This window comes from Marinobacter sp. B-12 (assembly GCF_056857915.1).
In genome coordinates, this window is sequence record NZ_JBSXOB010000040.1 from 60,636 (window position 1) to 82,957 (window position 22,322).

Genomic DNA, 22,322 nt, shown 5'->3' on the forward strand with positions numbered 1-22,322 from the left:
CCTTGTTCTGGTCACAGGCCATGGTTAAATAGGAACCCGTATTAACAGGGGAATGATTGCAGGCTATGAAGCGACACATCGTGCTGATTGAAGATGAACCCGCCATCCGGGAGAACTACCGTGACGCGTTCGAGCGCCGGGGATACCGGGTGTCTGCCTATGGTGACCGCACCAGTGCTTTCCAGGTGTTGCGCACCGCCCTGCCGGACCTGGCCATCATCGACGTGGGACTGGGCGATGAGCCTGAAGGCGGCTTTACCCTGTGCCAGGACCTGCGCAGCCTGTCCAAAACCCTGCCGATCATTTTCCTGACCGCCCGGGACAGCGACATCGATTCCGTTCACGGCCTGCGACTGGGCGCCGATGACTATGTCACCAAGGACATGAGCATGGACCACCTGCTGGCCCGGGTTACCGCTCTACTGCGCCGGGCAGATGCCTGGGCCGAAGCCCTGAAGCAACCGGATGAAGTGGTGCACAGGGGCCGCCTGGCATTGAATGTGGATCGCATGACGGCAGAATGGAATGACCAGCCCATCGATCTGACAGTCACCGAGTTCTGGATGCTGCATTCCCTGGTTCAGCACCCGGGCCACGTGCGCAGCCGCGACCAGCTGATGGAGGCCGCCAGCACGGTGCTGGACGACAATACGGTGACGTCCCATATCAAACGTATACGCCGCAAGTTCCTGCAGATCGACGACGCCTTTGATGGCATCCACACCGCCTACGGCATGGGCTACCGCTGGAATGCCCATGAGGCCTGAGTTTTGACCCTTAAGCGCCAACTCTTCATTGCCAGCTTACTGATGCTGCTGATTCCCTGGGCGGGCCTGCAGTTCGTGCTGGAGCTGGACCAGGCCCTGCGCGACCAGGCCGCCCGTCAGTTGCAGAGCCAGGCCGGACGTACGGCCGGTTTTGCAGCGGAACAGCTTGCCGAGACCCCAACGGTCGCCACGGGCACCAGCGTTATCTACGCCGACCTCCTGTCCCGCAGCCCGAATCTGGATGGCTACGGCGACGACTGGCCCGGGTACGACGAGGAAGAATCCCGGCAACAGTGGCAAGGCACACAACGGGTCATCGACAAAGACGGACCCGAGGTATCCTGGCAGGCAGCCGTCGATCAAACCCATCTCTACCTTCTGATTCGTGTCAGTGGCAGAACTGCTGACTTCTTCAACCCCGGCAACCCCCGCCAAGCTCATGACCAGATCCAACTCCAGGTTATCGACAAGAAACAGACAACCCGTCGCCTGATTCGCACTCAGGCACCAGGGGCGATCAACGCCATAGATCCGGAGCGCGAAGGGGCAACCGACTATCGCATCAGCGGCTACTGGCAGGCGGTCAGCAACGGCTACCAGGCTGAATTGAGATTGCCGCGACCGGCTCCCTCGTCCCGCCTTGGCTTCCAGGTGACATGGCCTGCGGAAAGGCTTGAAAACAGCGGTGAAGAACGCGTCTCGGCCGGCCCCACCTCGACCCAGATCGTCACCCGAATGCCACAACTCGAAAACCGACTTGCGGCTATGATTGCTCCCGGCCAGGGCACCTGGGTTCTGGAGCCGGACGGCTGGGTAATCGCTCGCCAGACCCGCAACTCCGAAACCGATGAGCCCGAATTCGACAGCCTTAGCCCCCTGCAGATCCTGGAACGCATCAGCCTGAACGGCCTGCGGGCACTGGTGAGTTTTTATCAGCCTGAGCCTTCACGCCTGAATGCGGAAACCCATCGCATGGACGCCGGGGAATTGCCATCACAGGGGCTGGTTCGACACCGGGACGGCGACACCTACATGCTGGTGAAACAATCGTTGAGTGATGGCCGGATGCTGGTGCTGGAGGAATCGCTGGACCAATTGCTCGCGCTGTCCGGCAGCACCCTTGGCTCGGTCATTTCCCGCAGCGTGCTATTGATTGTCGGCCTGATGCTGGTTCTGCTGGGTTACGCCAGTTGGCTGTCCTGGCGCATTACCCGGCTGCAGCGGGCGGTCAGCGCCAGTGTTGACGACGACGGCCGTGTGTTGGGCACCCTGCCACCCGCAAAAGCGAAGGACGAGCTGGGCGACCTGTCACGGCAATTCAGCCAAATGGTGGACCGTCTGCAGGGCTACACAGACTATCTGGAAAGCTTCTCCCGGCGCCTGTCCCACGAACTGAAAACCCCCGTGGCGGTGGTGCGTTCTTCCCTGGAGAATCTGGGGCAAACCACAGACCCGGCTGATCAGGCCAGTTACATCGAGCGAGCCCGCTCCGCCACCGACCGCCTCAGCCAGATACTGCAAGGGATGAGCGAGGCAGCCCGGCTGGAGCAAAGCTTTGACCACGCCGAAAAGGAAACCTTTGACCTGGCCGAAGTCGCCTCCCAAACCACCCTCGCCTACCAGGAGCTGGACCCCGATCACCGCATTCACTACATCGGACCGGCCAACGGTTGTCGGTGCCACGGTTCCCCGGAACTGCTGGTGCAGCTCTTGGACAAACTGGTGGACAATGCACGGGATTTCACACCAGCGCAGGGAAACATTGAAGTACGGCTAACGCAGAACGCCCGACAACTGGAACTGAGTGTATTCAACGAGGGCTCTTCTCTGCCGGAGAACCTCGCCAGTGATATTTTCAGCCCCTTCGTATCCGTGCGGACCGGCCAGCAGGAAGGGCATCTGGGCCAGGGCCTGTTGATCGTCCGACTGATTGCCGAGCACCACAACGGCCAGGTGATGGCCAGCAATGATCTGGGTGGCGTGCGCTTTTCGGTGATGTTGCCATCGCGCCCCCGACCAGAGTCTTAAGCCACAAGTCGTCTTTCGGAAGCACCCGCGAGCCTTTATTGTTCCGCTATAGGTCAACCAATCGCCGTCAAAGGACCAAGTCTTGAACCCGCCGCTCAAACAGCTGGACCTGCACCCTCTCCGGGAAGAACTCTACAACGAACTCCATTCCCGGCCGTTCCACGTGCTGCCATGCCCGGCGCAGGTTACCCATATTGCCCTGCTGACCACCCCGGAGCAGCGGGCCGTCCAGTTCCGACACTGGCAAGACCTGCATATCATGCTGGGACAACCCGAGCCGTTGGAGGACGTCAGCTGCTACGAGGCCACCTTTGGCTCCCTGCGTATCCGGCGTGAAATGCACATGGAGTTTGCTTCCTATACCTTTATCAATCTGGGTATTGGGAATAACCATCACCCCTTCCAGGACACCGGTATCTCGTTGCTGCCCAAAGGCTGGCTGGAAAAGCTCACCGGTACGGTGGTGGCGGCGTTTCATATTGACCTGCAACAAGCCTCGAACGGCCCGGAAACCGACCTGGCGCAGATTCGCCACTGGTTCGAGGGAGAACGGCTGGTGGGCAGTAGCCCCTGGGAAGGGAAGGCCCGGGTGTGGGGCACCTTCCGGCTTCACAGCGATGGGTTTGGCCGTTTCATGGTCCTCAACCGGGACATGTCCGACAGCCAGCTCGGCCGACTGACCCAGCGCCTGATGGAGATCGAGACCTATCGCCTGATGTCATTACTGGCACTGCCACTGGCACGGGAAATGACACCCTCGCTGAACGACATGGACCAACAGCTGGCGTTGATTACCCAGTCCCTGGCGGACAACCAGGACATCGATGAACGTGAGGTGCTGGCGGACCTGACCAACATCGCGGCCCGCATCGAAGCCTTTCGCGCCCACGCCACCTTTCGCTTCTCAGCCACACGGGCCTATCACCAGCTTGTGCTGACCCGGCTGGAGGAACTGCGTGAAGACGAGCTGTCGGGGCACCTTACCGTCACCGAATTCATGACTCGCCGGCTGACACCGGCGGTAGAAACCTGCGAATCGGTAAAGGAGCGCCTGGAGGACCTGTCGCGCAGGGTTGACCGGGCTTCGGACATGGTCCGCACGCGGGTAGAACTGGCCATCCAGAGCCAGAACCAACAGTTGTTAAGTTCCATGGACCGGCGCTCAAAAATCCAGTTGATGATGCAGCACACGGTGGAAGGGTTTTCCGTGGTGGTCATCAGCTATTACCTGCTGGCACTGTTGAAACTGGCGCTGGAGTCCGCCGATGACGCCGGATTCGACGTCAACACCTCGCTGGTTCTAGGCATTGCCATCCCGGTGGTGCTGGGACTGGTGTTCATCGGCGTACGGATGATCCACCACCGGTTCATCAGGTTGGCGCGGCGACAGTAACCGGCTGCCTACTGACCAAAGGCGTCCGGGTCGCCGGCAAACTGGCGGTAGAATTGCTGCGCCGTGCGGCCGTTACGGGCACCCCGGCTGGTGGCAAAGCGAATGGCCTCAAGATGCAACGCCTCACGATCACCCACGTGTGGAAACAGGGCATCAATGGCCTGCAGATAGACATCCTGGGGAAAGCTGTAGAACGACAACTGCAGGCCAAACCGGTCCGCCAGGGAGACCTGTTCCTCGATCGCCTCGGCCGGGTGGAGTTCACCTCCGCGCATCTCGCTTTTCAGGTTATCGTCCATGAATTCCGGCATCAGGTGCCGGCGGTTAGACGTGGCGTACACCCTGACGTTCTCAGGCGGCAGCTCCAGCGAGCCTTCCAGCACACTCTTCAACGCCTTGTAACCAGACTCTCCCACTTCAAAGGAAAGGTCGTCGCAGAAGATCACGAACCGCCAGGGCAATTCAGCGATGTCGTCGACGATTTCCGGGAGGTTCACCAGATCGTCCTTGTCCACTTCGATCATCCGCAGCCCGCGCTGCAGGTAGCGGTTAAGCAGTGCCTTTATCAGCGATGATTTGCCGGTGCCCCGGGCTCCCCAGAGCAGCGTATTGTTCGAGGGTTCACCGGCCAGGAAGCGCTCAGTATTGCGGGCCAGGGCCATCTGCTGTCGCTCGATGCCGGTCAGGTCGGCCCAACCCACCGGGTCAAGCCGCCGAATGGCCCGCAGCCCCTGACGATGGCGGCGCCACACGGCGGCGGGCGTCTCCGCCCAGTTGATGGCGTGATCTGTCGACATAACACCTATTTCCTGTTCCGCGTTTATCACGAATATGAAACACTGGAGCCCACTACCGGACACACCTCAAAAAGGAGACTTTACCGCAAATGGCCGTTAAATCCGTCGCTCTTGTCGCCCACGATAACAAGAAGAGAGAACTGGTGGACTGGGTTGCCGACAACCAGACCCGCTTTGCCTCCCTCCGACTCTACGCCTCCGGCACCACTGGCCGGTTGCTCAAGGAAAATCTGGGCCGGGACGACATCCATTGCCTGCTCAGTGGCCCGCTCGGGGGCGATCAGCAAATTGGCGCCAAGATCGCGGAAGGGGAAATTGACCTGCTGGTGTTCTTCTGGGACCCGCTGGAGCCCCAACCCCACGACCCGGACATCAAGGCCCTGCTGCGCATCGCCGCGCTGTGGAACATTCCCGTCGCCTGCAACCGGGCCACCGCCGAGTTCATACTGACGTCCGCCTATATGACGGATGATCAACACCAACCGCAACGGCCGGATTTCTCAAGCTACACCGGCCGCTCCGTCAACTGAGCGGCTTTCTGGCCAGGAACACCGTGTTAGTGGACTCCCGATTCTGGAATGGGTTGTAGAACGACACTACCTTCGCGTCCACATCCGTAAACAGCGTTTCCAACACGTCCATGAACGGTTCGTCCGGCGGGTCGTTGGACCACATGGCGAAGACGCCGCCAGGGCGCAGGTGGGCCGCCATTTTGCCTAAACTTTCGGCGTTGTAAAAACTGGCATTGGACTCGTTCAGGAGGGCTCTGGGGGAATGATCAATGTCCAGCAGGATGGCGTCAAACACCTTGCCCGACGTTTCGGTATCGAAACCTGATTCCGATACCGCCAGATCAAAGAAACTGCCCAGTACATAGCGGCAGCGCGGGTCAGCATTCAACACTTTACCCAACGGAACCTTTTCCTGCTGGTGCCAGTGGATGACCGTGTCGAGGGCATCCACAACCAGCAGCTCGCTCACCCGCTCGTGCTTGAGCGCCGCTTCCGCGGTGTAGCCCAGCCCTAAGCCGCCGACCACCACCTTCAACTGTTCGCCCTCCACCGCATTCAGGCCCAGGTCCGCCAGGGCGACTTCCGCGTCCACGAACATACTGGACATGAGGAACTCTTCACCCAGCTTCACCTCGTAGATATCCCGGTCACCCAACGCAGGAATCCGACGACGGCGAAGCGTGATCTCTCCCAACGATGAAGGTTGGCTGTCGATCTGTTCAAACAAAAGGCCCATGGTCGTTCCCGTAACTTACTGATGTCGTGACATCCTACCATCACACACTGGCAATGGCAGGCCACAAATCAGCTCATCATTGGGCAACCAACCCGCCAACGACTACACTCATTAACTAATCACCACAGAATTGTGAATCACCCGATGAGCGCTGTAATTGCCGGGCCAAAGCCATCACTGATCACACTGCTTGCTAGCATTTACGGTGTACTCGCGCTCACCTTACTGTCGACGTTCGCCTGGCCCACTCCCGTCTCCGTTGGCATCGTGGCCGACAACAAACCGTACACGTCTATGGTGGGCCGCACAGCATCCGGCTTTTCGATCGATATTGTCCGCGAAGTGGCCCGTCAGTCAGGGTTGGACATTGAGTTTCGGGCAGGCACCTGGCCAGAAGTGTTCGGTGCATTTGAGCGCGGCGACATCGACGTCATTGAAGGGATCTCCTACAACGACGACCGCGCCAGGACCATACAGTTTACCGAGCCGTACCACATTCGCCAGATGCACCTGATGCATGACACGGCCAACCCGCTCAAAAACATCGATTCCCTGAAATCCCTCAATAACTACCGTATTGGCGTTGTGCGTGACGTCTATTTCCGCGATGCCCTTAAAACGGCGGGCGTGTCACTGGTCACCTACGATTCCATTCCCGGTCTGATCCGGGCACTGGCCTTCGGCTGGGTGGACGGCATCATCGGTCCGGAACTGACCCTGGATTACTACGCTAACCAGGCCGGTTTCCGGTTTCTGGAAATTGCTGGCCCCGCACCATTGGGAGAATGGTCGAAAGAAGACTTTCGGCTTGGTGTTCTGAAAGAAAACGACGAGCTCTTTAAAGTGGTCAGCGGCGGCCTGGCTGCCATACCCGATGAGCGCATCAAGGAACTGTTCAACCGGTGGCAGGAGTACGGCGGGACCAGCGTTGCTGAATCGTCGGATTTTACCCTGAGTGACGCCCATCAGCGCTATATCAGTGAGGCCGGTCCGGTACGGGTGGGCTTTATGAGTGACTATGCGCCCTTCAGCTTTCACGACGCAGATGCGCTGCAAGGACTGTCCGTCGACGTGCTGAACCGGATATCGGATCTGACCGGGCTGCAGATTATACCGGTCCCGGGACAATGGTCGGAACTGTACCCCCGGTTTCTGAATCGTGACATCGATATCATGGCCAATATCTCGAAAACCGAAGAGCGTGAGGCGTTCACTCGGTTCACCCGTCCCTACCACATCATTCCCAACGTCGCCTTCACGCTGGACAAGAACCTGCTATTCAACTCACTGGCAGACTTGCAGGGACTAAAGGTCGCTATTGGCTCAGGCATCTACTATGAGGGGGCCCTTCGTGAGGCATTGGGCGACAATGTGTTCTCTTTCACGGCGCAGCAGGCCATGTTCCAGGCCCTGGCAGAGGGCTCCGTCGATGTTGCGTTGGCAGCCCTGCCTAATGGTAACTATTGGGTGAGGGAACTTCGCATTGCCGGAGTGGATATTGCCGGTGAAATGACCCTTGATGGAATGCCGGGAGAAGACCTGCGCTTTGGGGTGCGTCCCGCGCTTGAGCCGCTCGCCTTCATTATGGACGCGGCGTTGGGCGCTATCAGCCAAACGGAGATGCGCACTATCGAGAATCGCTGGCTCGGCACCTCTACCCGTCGTAACCAGCCGCCCGGCACGGGTCCGTTAACGTTCTCCGACGCCGAACAGGCTTGGCTGGCCGATCGAAACCGAAGACTGACCATCTGCGTGGATCCTGACTGGCTTCCTCTGGAGGGGCTCAGCGAGGACAATAAACACCTCGGAATTTCCGCCGACATCTTCGCCCTGTTTACCGAGCGTTCCAATATCAAGTTCACTCCTCTTCCCGTAGATAGCTGGGCCGAGTCCACCAAGGCCGTCAAAGAGCGCCGATGCGATCTACTGCCCATGGCCATGGAAACACCGGAGCTGCTGGAATACCTGAGTTTCACAGAACCCTATATCCAGATTCCCAGCGTGCTATTGGGGCGTGTGGAAGCCCCCTATATCAATACACTGGATGATATATCGGACCAGCCGGTCGGCGTAGTGAAGGACTACGCTTTTCTGGAACTGCTGAGAACAACCAACCCCCACCTCAATCTGGTGGAAGTACCCAGCGAAAAAACCGGACTGCGCATGGTTCAGGAACGGAAGCTGGCAGGGTATCTTGGCACTTTGTCCACAGCCAGCTACAACATGCAGGAGCTCGGCCTGGCGGACCTGAAAGTGCTCGGACGAATTCCCGCAGACTGGACCCCGGGAGTCGCCACTCGGAATGACCAGCCCGAGCTGCTCAACATCATGCAAAAGTTGGTGTCCAGCCTGACGGACGAAGAACGTAAAAGCGTTGAACAGCAATGGGCAGGCTTACTGGAACCGACCGTCGACTACACCCTGATGTTCCAGCTCACTGTGGGTGCCGTGGTGCTTGTGGGGCTGTTGTGCTACTGGAATCGAAAACTCGGTCGTCTGAATCGGGAACTGGCTGCGGCAAATGACCGTCTTGCGCATCTCAGCGTCACTGACGACCTGACACAAATCGGCAATCGCAGCTATTTCGACCGTGAGTTCAGCAAGAGCTTCCACTGGTGTCAGAGGCACGGGGCCGGGTTTGCAGTGGCGATGGTGGATGCGGACCATTTCAAGGAAATCAATGACACCTACGGCCACGACGCGGGAGACCGATGTCTGGTGGCGCTGGCGGATACCATGCGCACCCACTTTCGGCGTGACACCGACCGCCTTACCCGGTTCGGCGGTGAGGAGTTTGTCATGTTCACCAGCTTCAGCGACCGTGAGGAATTGGTTTCACGCCTGGAAGGATTCCGCGAGGGCCTGGCCGGGCAAACCACCTGCTGCAACGACGAGCAGATTCGCTTTACCGTGAGCATCGGCCTGGCCACTGGCACGCCAGGCAAAGACACGGTGCCAGCGGAATTCCTTCGCCTGGCTGACAAGGCGCTGTATCTCGCCAAGCAAAACGGCCGCAACCGTCTGGAAGCACTGACCATCGAAAGCCCCGCAGAAGATCAGGCAGCCAGGCAGGGCTAGCTGATGCTATCCTTTTGCGACTGGGAAAACGCAAAGGAGACGACACCATGGCTAAGATCTACGAAGACAACTCGCTGTCGATTGGCAATACACCGCTGGTCAAGCTTAATCGAGTCAACGAAGGGGCCACCATCTGGGCCAAGATTGAGGGCCGCAACCCGGCCTATTCCGTAAAATGCCGGATCGGCTCTGCCATGATCTGGGACGCGGAAAAACGTGGTGCTCTCAAGCCCGGCATGACTATTGTGGAGCCCACCAGCGGCAACACCGGCATCGCGCTGGCTTTCGTGGCCGCCGCGCGAGGCTACAAACTGAAACTGACCATGCCGTCATCCATGAGCCTGGAACGCCGCAAAGTACTGAAGGCCATGGGGGCGGAACTGGTGCTTACGGAGCCGGCAAAGGGTATGAAAGGTGCCATCGCCAAAGCCGAGGAAATCGTTGCTGAAGACCCGGATAACTGCTTCATGCCACAGCAGTTCGAGAACCCGGCCAACCCCCGTATCCACGAAGACACCACTGGCCCCGAAATCTGGAACGACACCGACGGCGCGATAGACATCTTCGTGTCCGGGGTTGGAACCGGCGGCACCCTAACCGGCGTTACCCGCTACATCCGCAACACCAAAGGCAAGGCCATTACCACCGTTGCCGTAGAGCCGGAAGACTCACCAATCATCAGCCAGGCCCGCAGTGGCCAGGACCAGACGCCAGCGCCCCACAAGATCCAGGGCATTGGCGCCGGTTTCATTCCGGGCAACCTGGATATGGACCTGGTGGACCGGGTGGAAAAAGTCAGCAATCAGGAAGCGATGGACATGGCGCACCGGCTGATGCAGGAGGAAGGCATCCTCTGTGGCATTTCCTGTGGTGCAGCGGTTGTAGCTGCGGTCAGGATCGGAAAACTGCCGGAATTCCAGGGCAAGAATATCGTGGTGGTACTGCCGGATTCCGCCGAGCGCTACCTGTCGTCAGCGCTGTTCGCAGAGCGGTTTGGCGAGTTGGAAAACGTTCAGTAAGACGGAAAAAGGAACCTGATGAAAAAAGCCCGGGGCAACCCCGCCCCGGGCCCTATTACGCGCCTCTGTTAGAACTGGAAGCGCATACCAACACGACCAGTATCGAAATCCGGCCCGTCGTTGGTGACCTGGCCGTTAAAATCGTCCTCGTCGATATCTACGTTGTAGCGGTTGTATTCCGCAAACGCGGTCAACTGCTCAGTGACCCGGAAATCGACACCAGCACCAACGAACGGATTAACCTCATCGTAGGTCTCACTCTCGTCAAACGCGTCCACATCAAACGACGAGGCAAACGCGCCGGCCTTGGCATAGACGCCAAAGGTATCCGTCAATGGCAACCGCCCCATTAAACCGAGGGAGGTCCCTTTCAGCTTGCCATCAACATCGTCATCGCCAAAGTTGCCGAAATCAATGTACTCGGCTTCCAGGGCAAAGAACTGGTTGAACTGGTAGCCCAACCCTACGCCAAACAGGTCGTTTTCATCATCAAACTCGCCGCCATGGGATTTGTAACCACCATAACTGCCGCTCAGGTACACGCCGGAGCTGTCGCGATCGGTGTTGTCCTGGGCTGATACGACTGGGGCGGCCAGCATGGCCGAGGCCAGAACCGTTACATAGGCAAAACCGGATTTATAGCTCATATCGCATCCATCCTTCTGAGTTCGGAAACAATTGATTTCCTATTGGATTAACCGGTAAAGCGTCATACCGATTACCTGAACTCAGGCTACCTACAAATTGGCGGGATGTGGGTTAAATGCGCAATACGATCTGTTCACCTTCATTTCATGTTAGTTAATGTCGGGATGACAACTTTTCGAGGCACAGCTCTGTTGCAAACATTGGAAGGCCTGCGGCCAGATCTGCCAACTATCCGAAATCTGCGCGCCTCAAACGGATGACTGAGGCGCGCATCTACGGTCAGTGACCTCTGCCAGCATATCCCATACAGTTGGCATAGAAGGTGGTGGTGGCGGGCCAATCCGAGAAGACACCAATGACCCCAACATCCCGGGCCAGCACGTCAATCACGTTGAACACGTCGCCGTCGTTATTGATGGCGTCGGTGATGGTCTGGTGATACCAACCACCGCCATTGGCCAGTGGGCCACTACGCTCGACCGTCCAGGCGATCATATCCAACCCTGCTGCCCTGGCATTTTCAGCGTATTCCGACGGCACGATCTGTTGATGGCTATCCAGGGTCAACATCTTCCACAGTGCGGGGGCCAGGATATTCACTCCTTGCGCCGATAGGCTTTCCATCCACGCCAGGGAGGAATTCTCCGGTGTCAGCGGCTCCTGATCCAGAAACACCGCCTGTCGTCCAAAACGCGGCGTTTCATTGATCCAGAACAGCACATCATCCAGCAGGAACGACTGAGGCCAGACATCCCTCGGGTTCACGCCGGCCTCAACGTAGTCCTGAATCATCTGGCGAGCGTAGTCTTCCTGGCTGTAATCGCCCTCGTAGGGCATCTCCACCACCGGCGTTTTCAGTTCCGGCGTGAACTTCACACCCAGGCGTTTAAAGAGTTCGATGCTCTCCTTATGGGTCAGCAGGGTGCCGCGACTGCTGTATAGCTCCGTGCGCCAGTCTGCTGTTCCTTCCAGGTATTCCTCAGGCGTGGTTGCCATGGGATTGAAGGCGTCCATCTTGCCTTCCAGAGATTTGAACTCCTCCAGCGTAATGTCGCTGGTCCGGCATTCTGCCTGCGCCTCGGTGCCACTGTCCGGGTCCGCCGGGACAAATGGCTGCGTGCACTTGGCGTTCAGTTCCGGAATCGTCACGATGTTGGTGGTGGTATGGAGATCGTTCTGGGCATGACGGCAGACCAGTTCCCGATCTTTGGTAAAGGCAACATCGCACTCAAGGATGCCTGCGCCCATCCGGGCGGCCGCAACGTAGGATTCAAGCGTGTGCTCCGGGAACTGCAAGGGCGCACCACGATGGCCAATGGAAAAATCCGTGGGCCGGATTTTGTCAGCGCGGCAGGACTGGAGCCGGTCTTTCAGGCGCCCCTCATCCATGTCGTCCACCAGCCAGAAGGGTCGCGGCCCCAGATGGACCTCGCGTTTACCCCGATGATGCCTGTCCTTCAGATCCGGCCACTTGTCGTGCCATTTATCAAGGCCCGGCGGTGTCCAATGCTCCCCCTTGCCATGCCAATCCGGCGCCGCATGGGCGGCAGAGAATAGAGACATCAGTAATGCCATAATCAATAACGTGCGTAACTTCATAACAAGCTCCCTGTGCAATGAATGGTACTCCACGGTTATTGTCGGCGCGGGGGGTTACGCTGAGGTGACGATCATGTGACTGGCGCATCCGTGCCACTTTCCCGTGAGTCCGTTTTGTCTTTATCTCGGGCCTGCTCGGCTTCCGCTTCCTTCATCAGGACCATGCCACCCTGCAACAACAGTGACTTCAGGCGAGGGTCGCCCTGCTCCACCACACCGAGCGCGAACGCCGCAAAGGCGGCTTCCAGCGGGTTGTTACGGACGAGCTCCCTGATAGCATCGATTGGTGACGCGGAAGACCGATCACCCCCACTGGCGGTTTTTTTGGATGTAGCCGGACGTGTCATCCGGTAGAAAAACAACGCCAGCAGCAACAGACAGGAGACGCCCGTCACCGCCATGGCGCCGGCTTCACCCAGCATGGGTGACAGCGCCAGCGTGGTGGCATTAACGAGCATATAAAATCCGGTGATCAGCAGGGCGACCAGCAACACAAAAGCCAACATAAAACCGATGATGGCTGCGACTGCCTTGCGCAGGACACCCTGTAACCAGGCGGAGTCAGGCATAATCAGCGGTCCAACAACCGGCCAACCAACAACCCGGCGAGGAACATAAGCACAACGCTCAGGAGCGGTCGTTCCTCGATTTTGTGCTCAACATCGTGCACCGCCTTAGTACTTGCATCACGGGCGCGGTTGAAGGCTTCATCCCCATGCTGCCGCACCTGGTCAAAAGCCTCCCGGCTTTCCCGGCGAATTTCATCACGAAGACTGCTGATATTACTCTTTTGCCCGTCCGCAACCGCTTTGGTGAGTTTGGAGAGATCTTCGCGGAGTTGCTGCAGGTCTTGCCTGACCTGCTCATACTCGTTCTGACTGGATTTCGCTTCCATTTGGTGCCTCCTTATCAGTAAGTAATACTGCTATTTCGGCTTTCGGTAACGATTCATACTGCTCACTGAACATCGCTTGAAGAGCTGTCCCTGCAATGCGGCTATTCAGCAACCATGGAACGATGTAGAACGACCACGGCTAGTTTCACTGTAGCATACGGTTCGAGGCGACACGTGAAGACATCGTAATTCACCGACGTTGACTCACGGCTCCATGGGTTCGTCATTGCGAACCCGCAGAAAACTGGCAAATCGTGGAAGGCCCGTCGACGTGAAGCCGTAATATTTATAGGTAATGGTTGCGCCGACCGGCGGCGGATTTTCCCGCTGCTCATCACTGAATCCGGTGCCAATGCGGAACTGCCGCCCATCATCCCGCCTTACCCGTACCGACCCGAGCATGCCTTCGTATTTCCCGCTACCGGCAAGATGCGCCACCACGACTGCCTCGGCATCGTCGTATCGCTTCACCTTCAATAGATCATCTGAACGGCCAGTTGCGTGAAGGCTGCCACCACGCCGCAGCATCAAACCCTCGCCACCTTCGGACACAACCTTGTCCAGCGCCGACATCAAACGCTCATGATCCGTGGCCTTGCGTTGTGCCACTATCGCCAGAAATAGAGACGGTGATGGTTGCAACAACCCCTCCATTGCCTGGACACGCTCGGAAAACGGCTGATTGAGCGCCGGAAGGTCAAACACCATAAACCGAATCTGGCGCCAGCTCCGGTTTATCGGTTCCAGCCGGCGAACCGCTCCGGACAGTTCCGAAAACCGGCCCCGTCCCATCCAGAGTTCGCCGTCCATAGGCACATCGGGAAAGCCCTCGGTAAACCAGTCCGGCGCCCGATACTCGTTGCCACCCCGGGACCAGAACCGCTCACCGTCCCAATAGGCCCGGACGCCATCCAGCTTCTCGCTGACCCAGTAATCCTCGAGGGCAACACCTTTCTCGTAGACACCGGCCAGCGACAGTTCCGGTGATTCTGCATGGGCGTTGAACGCGGTAAAGAGGGCAAAAGCAAACCAGGACGGAATCAGGCGCCGCATTCACGCTTTACCCTGGCACGAAACTCCCGACGAATGCGCTCGTTCTCTTCGTCGTCGACAAACACCCGCTCACCGTCGTTATTCAGCCGGTAAATCCCCGACACGCTTTTCAAATACTTCAAGCGCGCTTTTAAAGCCTGGCACCGGGCCTCATGTTTCGCAGCCTGCGCCTCTTGCTTGGCGTTCGCTTCATTGCGCACAGCCCGCTCCTGCTCGGTTTGCTCAAGGAATTCATTCATCCGCTGCTTGCGCGCACGCGCATCGGCATCCGAAGACGGTGCGGGTGCTTTTAGCTCTACTTCATCAGAGGCTGCATTCGCGGGCGGCCGATCGCCGAAGTGGGTCTGGCCGTTTTCATCGACCCAGCGGTAAGTACCGGCCTGGGTGATGGGGGTGATTAGGAGGCAGAGGATGAGTAGGAGTCCTTTCATTGGTTACGATCCTTGTTGATGTCTGCAAAATAGTCGTTTGGAGTCTTTACAATATTCTCGGCGCACTCTCTGTTAGAACACGAACATCATTCCGGCCAGACTACCAACCGACTACTTTCCAAGGCTTCAGACAAATCCTTAAAGATCGTCTTGTGGTCCTCGGCGTAATTATAGAGGTCCGTGGCGAATATACCGCCATCAGCCCTTTGCCGGCTGAAGAAACGCCCCCGTCTTGCACAAGTGTACTTATCGTTGTTTTTTACATAGATAATAAGATGGACAAAGCGGCCAAGGCGCGTGCTGAAGTGATCAACTACGTCCAGATGAGAAATATCCGACCATGGAATCTCATTGAATTCACAATCATCGATTCTCAGAAATTGTGGAGTGATCTCAATAACATTGTTGCGAGCTCTGAAACCTGGATACCAGGTACCGAAAAGCAATAAACCGATCAAAAGCGCGAGCCCCATCGCGAAAAGAACTGATGTGTCCTCATACATGAAGTAGACGGTCAAACCTACTGCACCGAGATGTAGCACCCCCATCGAATAGATTAAAGGTTTATCTTTCAGGTAAACCTTTACCCTAATAATCGTTGGCAGGTCGTTATGGGGTGATTCCATCCACGTTATTCCATACATCCTTGTTTTAAATCCGAGCCAAAAAATACGTTTCAAGACGAGTGGTTGGTGAGTTGCCAGCCTAGTGGATGCTTATCCGAAATCCGGGCTCCAATATACTGGCCGAGCACATGCACCTAACCGAACACCTTCAGGCACTTCTTGTAAATCTCATCTGTTTTCTGTTTGTAAGTGACTTCATCCATGTCTCGCCAATACCGGGGATGGCGACCAGTAGCTTTGTCGTGTTCAGCCGTCACCGGATCCTTGTGGCGGTGGGGCTCGAACAGGGGGATATCCGGCAGGGGCGCGGTACTGTCCATGTACTGCAGCCAGAAGTTCCATAATGCCTTGTGGTCTTCGTCGTTGGCGGAAGCAGCTTGGAAGGCGGTCAGGGTCAGCGCCTCTTCCCGGTATCGGTGGACCATGGCCCCGTAATACAGCGGCAGCCCTTGATGAGTAGGGCCGCTGTGGACATAGCCATCGAATTCCGAGAACGGGGATTGCCAGGCGACCTGCCCGGCGTCCCGCTTATTCTTGGGGTTACGAAACACCGTGACTAGCCCGGTACGGCGGTTGAACTCCCATAGGGGGCCTTGGGGATCCTTATAGATCCAGCCGGGGAAGAGGCGTTCGATGAGGTTCACTCCACTCCAAATCAAGGCGCATGGGCCACCAACATACATCAGGGCTGGAATGACAAACTTTAAAATATGGGGCCCGGGGGGGGCTCCCAGCACAAACACCACGAAAAGAAAGTTCAAAAGCAACAGTGGTATTCCTGCCAACACTGTAAACTTCGCAAGTGCCTTCAATATCAACCACCGCCAAGACGAACTCGGCAATGTCGCATAGCGAATGCTTTCCTGATTGACCCAGGCAATCGGCTCCTTATTTTTCTCTTTACCGGACCCTTTTTCGACATACCAGTTGGTGTCCTCATCCTGCCCTGGAGGCCAAGTTTCCATAAAATCCCCCGGCACCACATCAGGTAGGTATTGTTTGGGCAGCTTTTGCCCCGCAGCCCACTGGAACCGGAAATTTTTTGAGCGGGTATCCAACTGCCCTCGACGGCGTGGCCTTTCGTCTCGCTCAGGGTCCCAGGCGGTCTGGCTGTAATAGGCGGTCTCAGCCATTGGAAGCTTCCTCTACGGTGTTACGGTCACGATAGGCCCGAGCACTCAGCGCTCTGCGGTTGGTGGTCAGGTTGGCCCAGAACGGGGCGTCGTCCCTGGCAAAGTCCGGGGCGTCATGGCTGCCATGCTTGCTCTCCTGGTACACCTGCGGATCACTGACGGGCGGCGCCGGAAACACATAATCCCGGTCTGTGCCCAGACTGGCAACTAGCCGTGCCCGTACCTTCCATTCATGAAACACCAGCCCTTCCGGCCCGGGAGTATGAAGCCAATACTCCATTCCATCCGGCAAGGCCCTGCGGTAGATCCACCAATGTTTATTGGTGGATTCCTGCAATTCGCTCTTTGCCACTAAAGTCCCTCCTGAGGGAGGATTTGGACGATGCTCTTCCTTGAGGCGACGAATGTATACCTTGAGTGCAGTATCGCCCACCACGCTCGCCAGGTTGCTTCTGACCACTACGCGGAAATTGGTCTTGGTCAGTTCCTCTTGCAATGCACTCACCTCCTGTCGAGAAGCCGATGATGCCTGGCCTTCGAGGTGGGCCTCCGCCAAACGATACGCCTCACCAGCATCCACATGGTGAATTGATTCCTCAATCCGGACTCCGGCCAGGATATTGGCGAGTCGATAGAAAGCCTCCCGCTCCGGTACAGGTTTTGGTGCTGGTTCTTCAGGCGTGTCAACCACCCAGGGCAGCCAGGACCAGGACCCACCGGAGGATTCCGGTGCTTCTTCATCCACAGTCAGACCATCGGATTCAGGGGCCTCTCTCCACAAATGCTCATACGACGAGTCTCGGTAGTCGCCAAACGGCCCATTCTTCAACCAGGATTCCAGTTCGTCGTCTTCGAGCAGGCTGGCGGCAATAGACCCACCAATGAGCAAAGTCAGGCCAACACCCAAGACGACCCAGCCCACCGGAGTGCTCAAGCCCAACACGGCCCCGGCACTGGAGGACGCTGCAGTACCGGAACTCATCAGCGACACGCTGGCCCAGCCCGACAATAAGGCGCCAACGCTGGAGCCCCCCATGGCGACCGCCGAGGCTATTTGCCCTGTTTGCATATAATGAAGGGAATCCGCTGCTCGAATTCCCGCATCCAGTATGGCCAATACCGAAATTGACGCCATGCGCAGCGTTAAAGCCCGCGGCAAGCGGCTACCAAACGCCTTGGAGATTCGACCAGCGACTACGGCCTTTTCAACATCAAAGACAACCCGATTCATCTGGCGAACAATAACGGTGCTGTTTGCCAATTTCTTGGACAATTGTTCGGCAACGGCCATTGACGCAAAAATAGTGTCCGCTACTGCCGAAATAGTCTCGGCGTTAGCCCGTCCCTCGCCTCGGCTTCTCAGAAGCTTGTTGTAATTATCAGCTACGTTGTCCAAGTTCCAAAGCTCAAACCCCAAAACCACATAAGGCAAACCAAGCCCGTCCAAAGTCTTGCCAAGGCTGCGCTGTTGGCTAATCTGCTTCCGCACATCTCGGTAGTTCTTCACCAATTCTGAACCGACCGGCGCCATGAAGGCGTGGAACCTTCCGGACTCTCCGGCATCTACCCCACCCGGCACGCGGTTGGAGTTGGTGCTGCCAATGATTCGCCCTTCGTTGTCCTGAATTTCCCCCAGGAACCGGCCGCTTCGATTGTTGCGGTTGAAGTAGTCACGCTCCGCTTCCGTCAGGCCGTTACGCAGTCCGATCTCCGGGTCTTCCACACCCAGCAGGACCATATTCAGACCCTGCGATCCTTGGGGCAGGAGGTGAAGTTCGCCAAGCAAGGAGGGGTTCATGGCCTTCAGGGCACGAGCCATGGGGCCGTGGATATCCAGGTCGATGCGCATCATGTCGCCAAGGATACGCTTCCGCGCCTTGCTGAACTGATCCATCAGTTGGCCACTGATCCCATCAAGGGCTTTTGTGACCGCTCTCAGGTGAGCGAGGGAGTCGAAGGCCCCTTGATCGGTCAAGGCAACCATCGAGGCACCCTCCAAGGTCTGCATGTCTTCCAGTGCCGGCAGCTCGCCGTCCACATCCAGTTGGGCAAAGGCTGCTGGGCGGAACCGGCCATCACCGGGGTTGGTATCCGGCTCTGGCGGTTCATAGGACTGATTCAGCGGCACAGTTTTTGAGCTCGGATACAGCATGCCATGCAATGGATGGTTCGAGCCCTTCTTTGCAATATCGATAATGAGCTGGGAGCCTTCCACGGAGGGGCTGTCATCCGGGTCGGTCAGGCGGCCGCTGCAACGGGTGTCGCAGTCCGGGTTGCTGCCGGCCAGCCAGGGTTTGTCGGCGGCCTCGGCGTCGTGCTGCAGGGCATTGAACAGCTGCCCCGTCAGTACGAAGCCACTCAGGTAGTCTCCACCCTCCAGTGAAAACAGGTCGGCCAGCCGGGTCTGGTTGCGGTCGTCCTGCACCAGGGCGAGCAGCCTGCGCTGTGCAGCCTTGATCGTGTTAATGCCTTGGGCACGGTAAGCCCGATGCAGGGCCCGTTCGAGTTTTCCGGTCAGGGACAGGTCGAGGTGTTCGGAATGCTCGTTCAGGGGGTTTGGCTGCCCACCCAGAGTCTCCGGCAATATCGACTGTTCAACCAGTTCGGCACTTTGGTAATGGGGCTGTCGCCCCGACCACTCACGGATATTCTTCTGGTACAGCATTCCAGCGCTGGTGCGGGCCATGGCCTTGCGGATTTCATACAGTTCATCGTAAACGACGATCCCGAACACACCCCTGATACGGCAGCCCTCAAAGATATCTACAGATTCGCCAATGTTCTCCCACACGGAGCAACTGCTATCTTCCTCGGATGCTACTTCCCCCGTCTCGCCAGCCAGGTCCTGCAACGCCATATTCCGTATTGCAGCGGTGGGGCCGAGGTCTGTGTTCCGATACTGACTTTCGCGCCATGCGTCTTCTGCATCCTCCCCGCCGGCAAAGAAGCCTTTCTGTTCCTCGACAGCCAGTTGATAACAATCCAGCCCATACTTGCCACCAAGGTCGGTGAGGAATTCGAAAGTGCATGGCAACTGTTCTTCAAGCAGGGGTTGGCGGCCTCGCTGAGGCTTCACTTCATCCAGGGCGACAAGTTCCGCAAACCGCGGGTTCCAGCGGACATCGGGCCGCTGCACAATCCTTTGGACCCGTTCGTTTAAAGCGGACCCATCGTTTTCCAGGAAATCAATGCGAGCAGCGGACCACTGGACCTCGGACCAAGCCACTCTGACATCACTGGCGTAGGTGGCACTTGTGCGATAGTAGTTCACTGGTACCCAGATTTCTTCCAGGGGTACTGAGGTGGGCGGTCGCATGTTCGCAGTCAGGCGCTGTTGACCTTCTTCCCGGTAGTTGCTCAGCGGTACATCCCGAAAACTGAGTTGCCCTTCGTCACCTTGGGATATATGTATTTCACGCCACAACTGGTTATCCCGGAACAAATACAGATAGCCCGACCTTGCCGAGACAATTTGTTGTGCCGGCACGCCCACAATGGGCTCCTCCCGCTCCACCAAAGTGAGCGGCACAAATGGCGCAAGTACCAGTTTCTGACGAATCAGTTGCCGTGGAGTTACATCTGGAAGGCTGTATAGCGGTATTAGTAGAGGGCCACCCTCATCCGTCGCAATTTCAAGCGCCACATCTGCTTGCGGACTATTCTCCCAGGGCCAGACACGCAGGACGCTCGAATCCAGAGCTTCTTTGCCTACCTGGTCGTCAATGGCACTGTGGTGAGCCGAGTTGCCATGATGAAGTATGCGGAGTTCCTGACCCTCCGGATGATCCTTACCCAGCACTTCGACGATGAGCGTATCCCCCTCGCAAGCGGGGCCGCAACTTCCGGAGTTCTGACCTGATTTTGTTTCAGACATCCATGTCATCCCTTAAGTTTATGACTGCTGGCCCGATGCTTAAGCACGGGCCAGATTCAGGTTTTGGAGTTGTTCCGCTTCCAACGTGGGAGCTCCCACCATGGTTACCGGTTCCGGATTATGGCTGGTCAACCAACTACCATCTTCGGGGCCGCCATGCCAGTAAACCACACGCTTCACGGTGCCTTCTCTGCCGGTATCGTGGGGCGCCAGTCTATGCCACACCAATGGATCGTAAAAGCGCAACAGGCCGTTTCTGGTGTCGCCCAGCGTCACCGTAAGACGCGCCCTCGCCCACTGTAGGACTGCCTCAAGGCTGGCATCGGACTCGATAATCAAACCCCTGAGCTCACCGGTCCTTCCGAGTTCTTTCAAGGCCCACCGATGTAAGCCACCGTTTCGGGTTACCTGGATGAAAAGCGGACTTTCATCCTCATAGGGGGCCCACCGCGTTTCACTGAATAACAACTGCCATACTGGCGCTTCACATTGCTCGTAAAGCGTTTGCAACAACGATTTACGTCCCGCGCTTTCCAGTATCAGATAAAGAATGTCGTCGCCCGGCTTTGAACGCCCTGCCATAAGCCCCCCTTCACGCCGTCTGTGACTTGCCACAAGGACAGTCATTTAATGGACAGGAACCATCCGGCTGCTCCTGACATTCCTCTACCACAACTGCACGGTTCATCCTTGCCTGCTTCAGGCGATGGGCGACCACAGGTTTGGGCTCGGCATTCGCCCGCTGGCCAACGTCCGCAATCTCCACCTGCGCAACGGCCCCACCATTCTTCTCCACCAACCCCGGCATCTCCGGCACCTGCACCGTCTGCCCGCTGCCCTTACCCGGTGCCCCACCGGCATTCAGCTTGATGGCAGCACCACCCATGGCAACGCCGCTGGGGTCGATCTTCACGAAGCTACCGCCGGCCTTGAGGGTGATTTCCGCACCGGCTTCGATGACGGTCTTCTGGCCGGCCTTGATGTGCAGTTCGGTGCCGGAGTCGCTGAGCCAGGCGGTGCCGGCTTTCAGGTGCAGGGTGCCGGTGACGTTGAAGCTGTGGTCCTTGCCGGTTTGTTCCCGTTTCTCGCCATCCACCGTGGTGTGGTCATTGCCCTTGATGTGGGCCTTGCGGTGGTTGTCGACGGTGAGGTGGCTGTCGTTTTTGATGACTTCGGTGCGGTTGTTCTCCGTCAGCAAGTCCAGGTCTTTCTGGGCGTGGACGTAGATCTGTTCCTTGTCCGCTTCGTCCTCGAACCGAAGTTCGTTACTGCCCTCGCCCTTGTGGGTCTGGGTCTTGAGGGTGGTTCTGGTTTTATGTTCCGGCAGCGCGTACGGCGGTGTGTTGGTGGCGTGGTAGGTTCTTCCGGTAATGATGGGTTGGTCCGGGTCGCCGTCCAGGAAGCTGACGATGACTTCGTTGCCGATTCTCGGCAGCGCCATGAAGCCATACTGGCCACCGGCCCAGCCCTGGCTGACTCTGAGCCAGGCGCTGCTGTGCTCGTCGTTGTTACTGTAGCGGTCCCACGGGAACCGGACTTTGACGCGGCCGTGTTCGTCGCAGTGGATCTCTTCGCCTTTGGGGCCGGTGACGAGGGCAATCTGGGGGCCGTCCATCATCGGGCGGTGTTCCACCCGGGGCCGCCAGGTGCGATCCGCCGGGATGGCGTTGAAGGCGTTGTGGTAGGTGGTGGCGCCGTTGTTGCCGTCCTCTTCCAGGGCCTGAGGCTGTTCA

At 57.7% G+C, this 22,322-nt stretch carries 19 protein-coding genes; 6 read left to right on the top strand and 13 right to left on the bottom strand.

The annotated features are described in order from the left end of the window. Positions 1–65: 65 nt before the first annotated feature. From pdsR to AC13D2_RS05700, 3 genes are all read left to right on the top strand, one after another. Positions 66–767 (top strand): proteobacterial dedicated sortase system response regulator, encoded by a 702-nt coding sequence (pdsR, locus tag AC13D2_RS05690; RefSeq protein ID WP_292048628.1) that lies wholly within the window; start codon positions 66–68, stop codon positions 765–767. 3 nt (positions 768–770) lie between these two features. Beyond that, positions 771–2,795 (top strand): ATP-binding protein, encoded by a 2,025-nt coding sequence (locus AC13D2_RS05695; RefSeq protein WP_482938338.1) that lies wholly within the window; start codon positions 771–773, stop codon positions 2,793–2,795. An 82-nt stretch (positions 2,796–2,877) separates the two neighbouring features. After that, positions 2,878–4,188: a DUF3422 family protein gene (locus tag AC13D2_RS05700; RefSeq protein ID WP_482938339.1), complete on the top strand. Its 1,311-nt coding sequence runs from the start codon at positions 2,878–2,880 to the stop codon at positions 4,186–4,188. A gap of 8 nt (positions 4,189–4,196) precedes the next feature. Here the strand turns inward: AC13D2_RS05700 and AC13D2_RS05705 are convergent, their stop codons facing one another. Next, positions 4,197–4,985 carry an ATP-binding protein gene (locus tag AC13D2_RS05705; protein WP_292048631.1) on the bottom strand — a complete coding sequence of 263 codons (789 nt, stop codon included), beginning with the start codon at positions 4,983–4,985 and terminating at the stop codon, positions 4,197–4,199. Positions 4,986–5,074: 89 nt separating this feature from the next. Here AC13D2_RS05705 and AC13D2_RS05710 point away from each other — a divergent pair, with 89 nt between their 5' ends. Next, positions 5,075–5,515, top strand: coding sequence for a methylglyoxal synthase (locus tag AC13D2_RS05710; RefSeq protein ID WP_007154894.1), 441 nt, complete (start codon positions 5,075–5,077; stop codon positions 5,513–5,515). On the opposite strand, the gene AC13D2_RS05715 is transcribed toward AC13D2_RS05710, so the two are convergent. Beyond that, the gene (locus AC13D2_RS05715; RefSeq protein WP_292048632.1) at positions 5,508–6,233 is read right to left on the bottom strand and encodes a polyamine aminopropyltransferase; all 726 of its coding nucleotides are present in this window, start codon (positions 6,231–6,233) and stop codon (positions 5,508–5,510) included. The two genes, AC13D2_RS05710 and AC13D2_RS05715, sit on opposite strands and share 8 nt — an antisense overlap. A gap of 144 nt (positions 6,234–6,377) precedes the next feature. On the opposite strand from AC13D2_RS05715, the gene AC13D2_RS05720 reads away from it, so the two are divergent. Both AC13D2_RS05720 and cysK read left to right on the top strand, forming a co-directional pair. Further along, complete coding sequence (locus AC13D2_RS05720) at positions 6,378–9,311, top strand: transporter substrate-binding domain-containing diguanylate cyclase (RefSeq protein ID WP_292048634.1); 2,934 nt, start codon at positions 6,378–6,380, stop codon at positions 9,309–9,311. A 47-nt stretch (positions 9,312–9,358) separates the two neighbouring features. Further along, entirely contained in the window at positions 9,359–10,330 is a 972-nt protein-coding gene (cysK, locus tag AC13D2_RS05725) for a cysteine synthase A (protein ID WP_007154891.1), read from the top strand. A gap of 68 nt (positions 10,331–10,398) precedes the next feature. Here cysK and AC13D2_RS05730 read toward each other — a convergent pair whose 3' ends face one another. From AC13D2_RS05730 to AC13D2_RS05780, 11 genes are all read right to left on the bottom strand, one after another. Beyond that, positions 10,399–10,977, bottom strand: a complete 579-nt coding sequence (locus AC13D2_RS05730) for a porin family protein (RefSeq protein ID WP_007154890.1) — start codon at positions 10,975–10,977, stop codon at positions 10,399–10,401. 280 nt (positions 10,978–11,257) lie between these two features. Continuing rightward, on the bottom strand, positions 11,258–12,577 hold the full coding sequence (locus AC13D2_RS05735; RefSeq protein WP_292048636.1) for a glycerophosphodiester phosphodiesterase family protein: 1,320 nt from the start codon (positions 12,575–12,577) through the stop codon (positions 11,258–11,260). 71 nt (positions 12,578–12,648) lie between these two features. Beyond that, positions 12,649–13,146 (bottom strand): hypothetical protein, encoded by a 498-nt coding sequence (locus AC13D2_RS05740; protein ID WP_007154888.1) that lies wholly within the window; start codon positions 13,144–13,146, stop codon positions 12,649–12,651. Between the two features lie 2 nt (positions 13,147–13,148). Next, positions 13,149–13,472 carry an ElaB/YgaM/YqjD family protein gene (locus AC13D2_RS05745; RefSeq protein ID WP_292048637.1) on the bottom strand — a complete coding sequence of 108 codons (324 nt, stop codon included), beginning with the start codon at positions 13,470–13,472 and terminating at the stop codon, positions 13,149–13,151. Positions 13,473–13,676: 204 nt separating this feature from the next. Continuing rightward, entirely contained in the window at positions 13,677–14,525 is an 849-nt protein-coding gene (locus AC13D2_RS05750; protein WP_292048638.1) for a DNA ligase, read from the bottom strand. Then, positions 14,513–14,956, bottom strand: coding sequence for a DUF4124 domain-containing protein (locus tag AC13D2_RS05755; protein ID WP_292048639.1), 444 nt, complete (start codon positions 14,954–14,956; stop codon positions 14,513–14,515). Before AC13D2_RS05755 ends, AC13D2_RS05750 begins: the two co-directional genes overlap by 13 nt. 86 nt (positions 14,957–15,042) lie before the next feature. Next, positions 15,043–15,582 carry a hypothetical protein gene (locus tag AC13D2_RS05760; RefSeq protein ID WP_292048640.1) on the bottom strand — a complete coding sequence of 180 codons (540 nt, stop codon included), beginning with the start codon at positions 15,580–15,582 and terminating at the stop codon, positions 15,043–15,045. Positions 15,583–15,716: 134 nt separating this feature from the next. Then, complete coding sequence (locus AC13D2_RS05765; protein WP_292048641.1) at positions 15,717–16,715, bottom strand: hypothetical protein; 999 nt, start codon at positions 16,713–16,715, stop codon at positions 15,717–15,719. Further along, entirely contained in the window at positions 16,708–20,589 is a 3,882-nt protein-coding gene (locus AC13D2_RS05770) for a hypothetical protein (RefSeq protein WP_482938340.1), read from the bottom strand. The genes AC13D2_RS05765 and AC13D2_RS05770 overlap by 8 nt, the downstream gene beginning before the upstream one ends. Positions 20,590–20,628: 39 nt before the next feature. Continuing rightward, on the bottom strand, positions 20,629–21,171 hold the full coding sequence (locus AC13D2_RS05775; protein ID WP_292048643.1) for a DUF4123 domain-containing protein: 543 nt from the start codon (positions 21,169–21,171) through the stop codon (positions 20,629–20,631). 10 nt (positions 21,172–21,181) lie between these two features. Next, positions 21,182–22,322: type VI secretion system Vgr family protein (locus AC13D2_RS05780; protein ID WP_482938341.1), on the bottom strand; the 1,141-nt coding region annotated here is incomplete at its 5' end.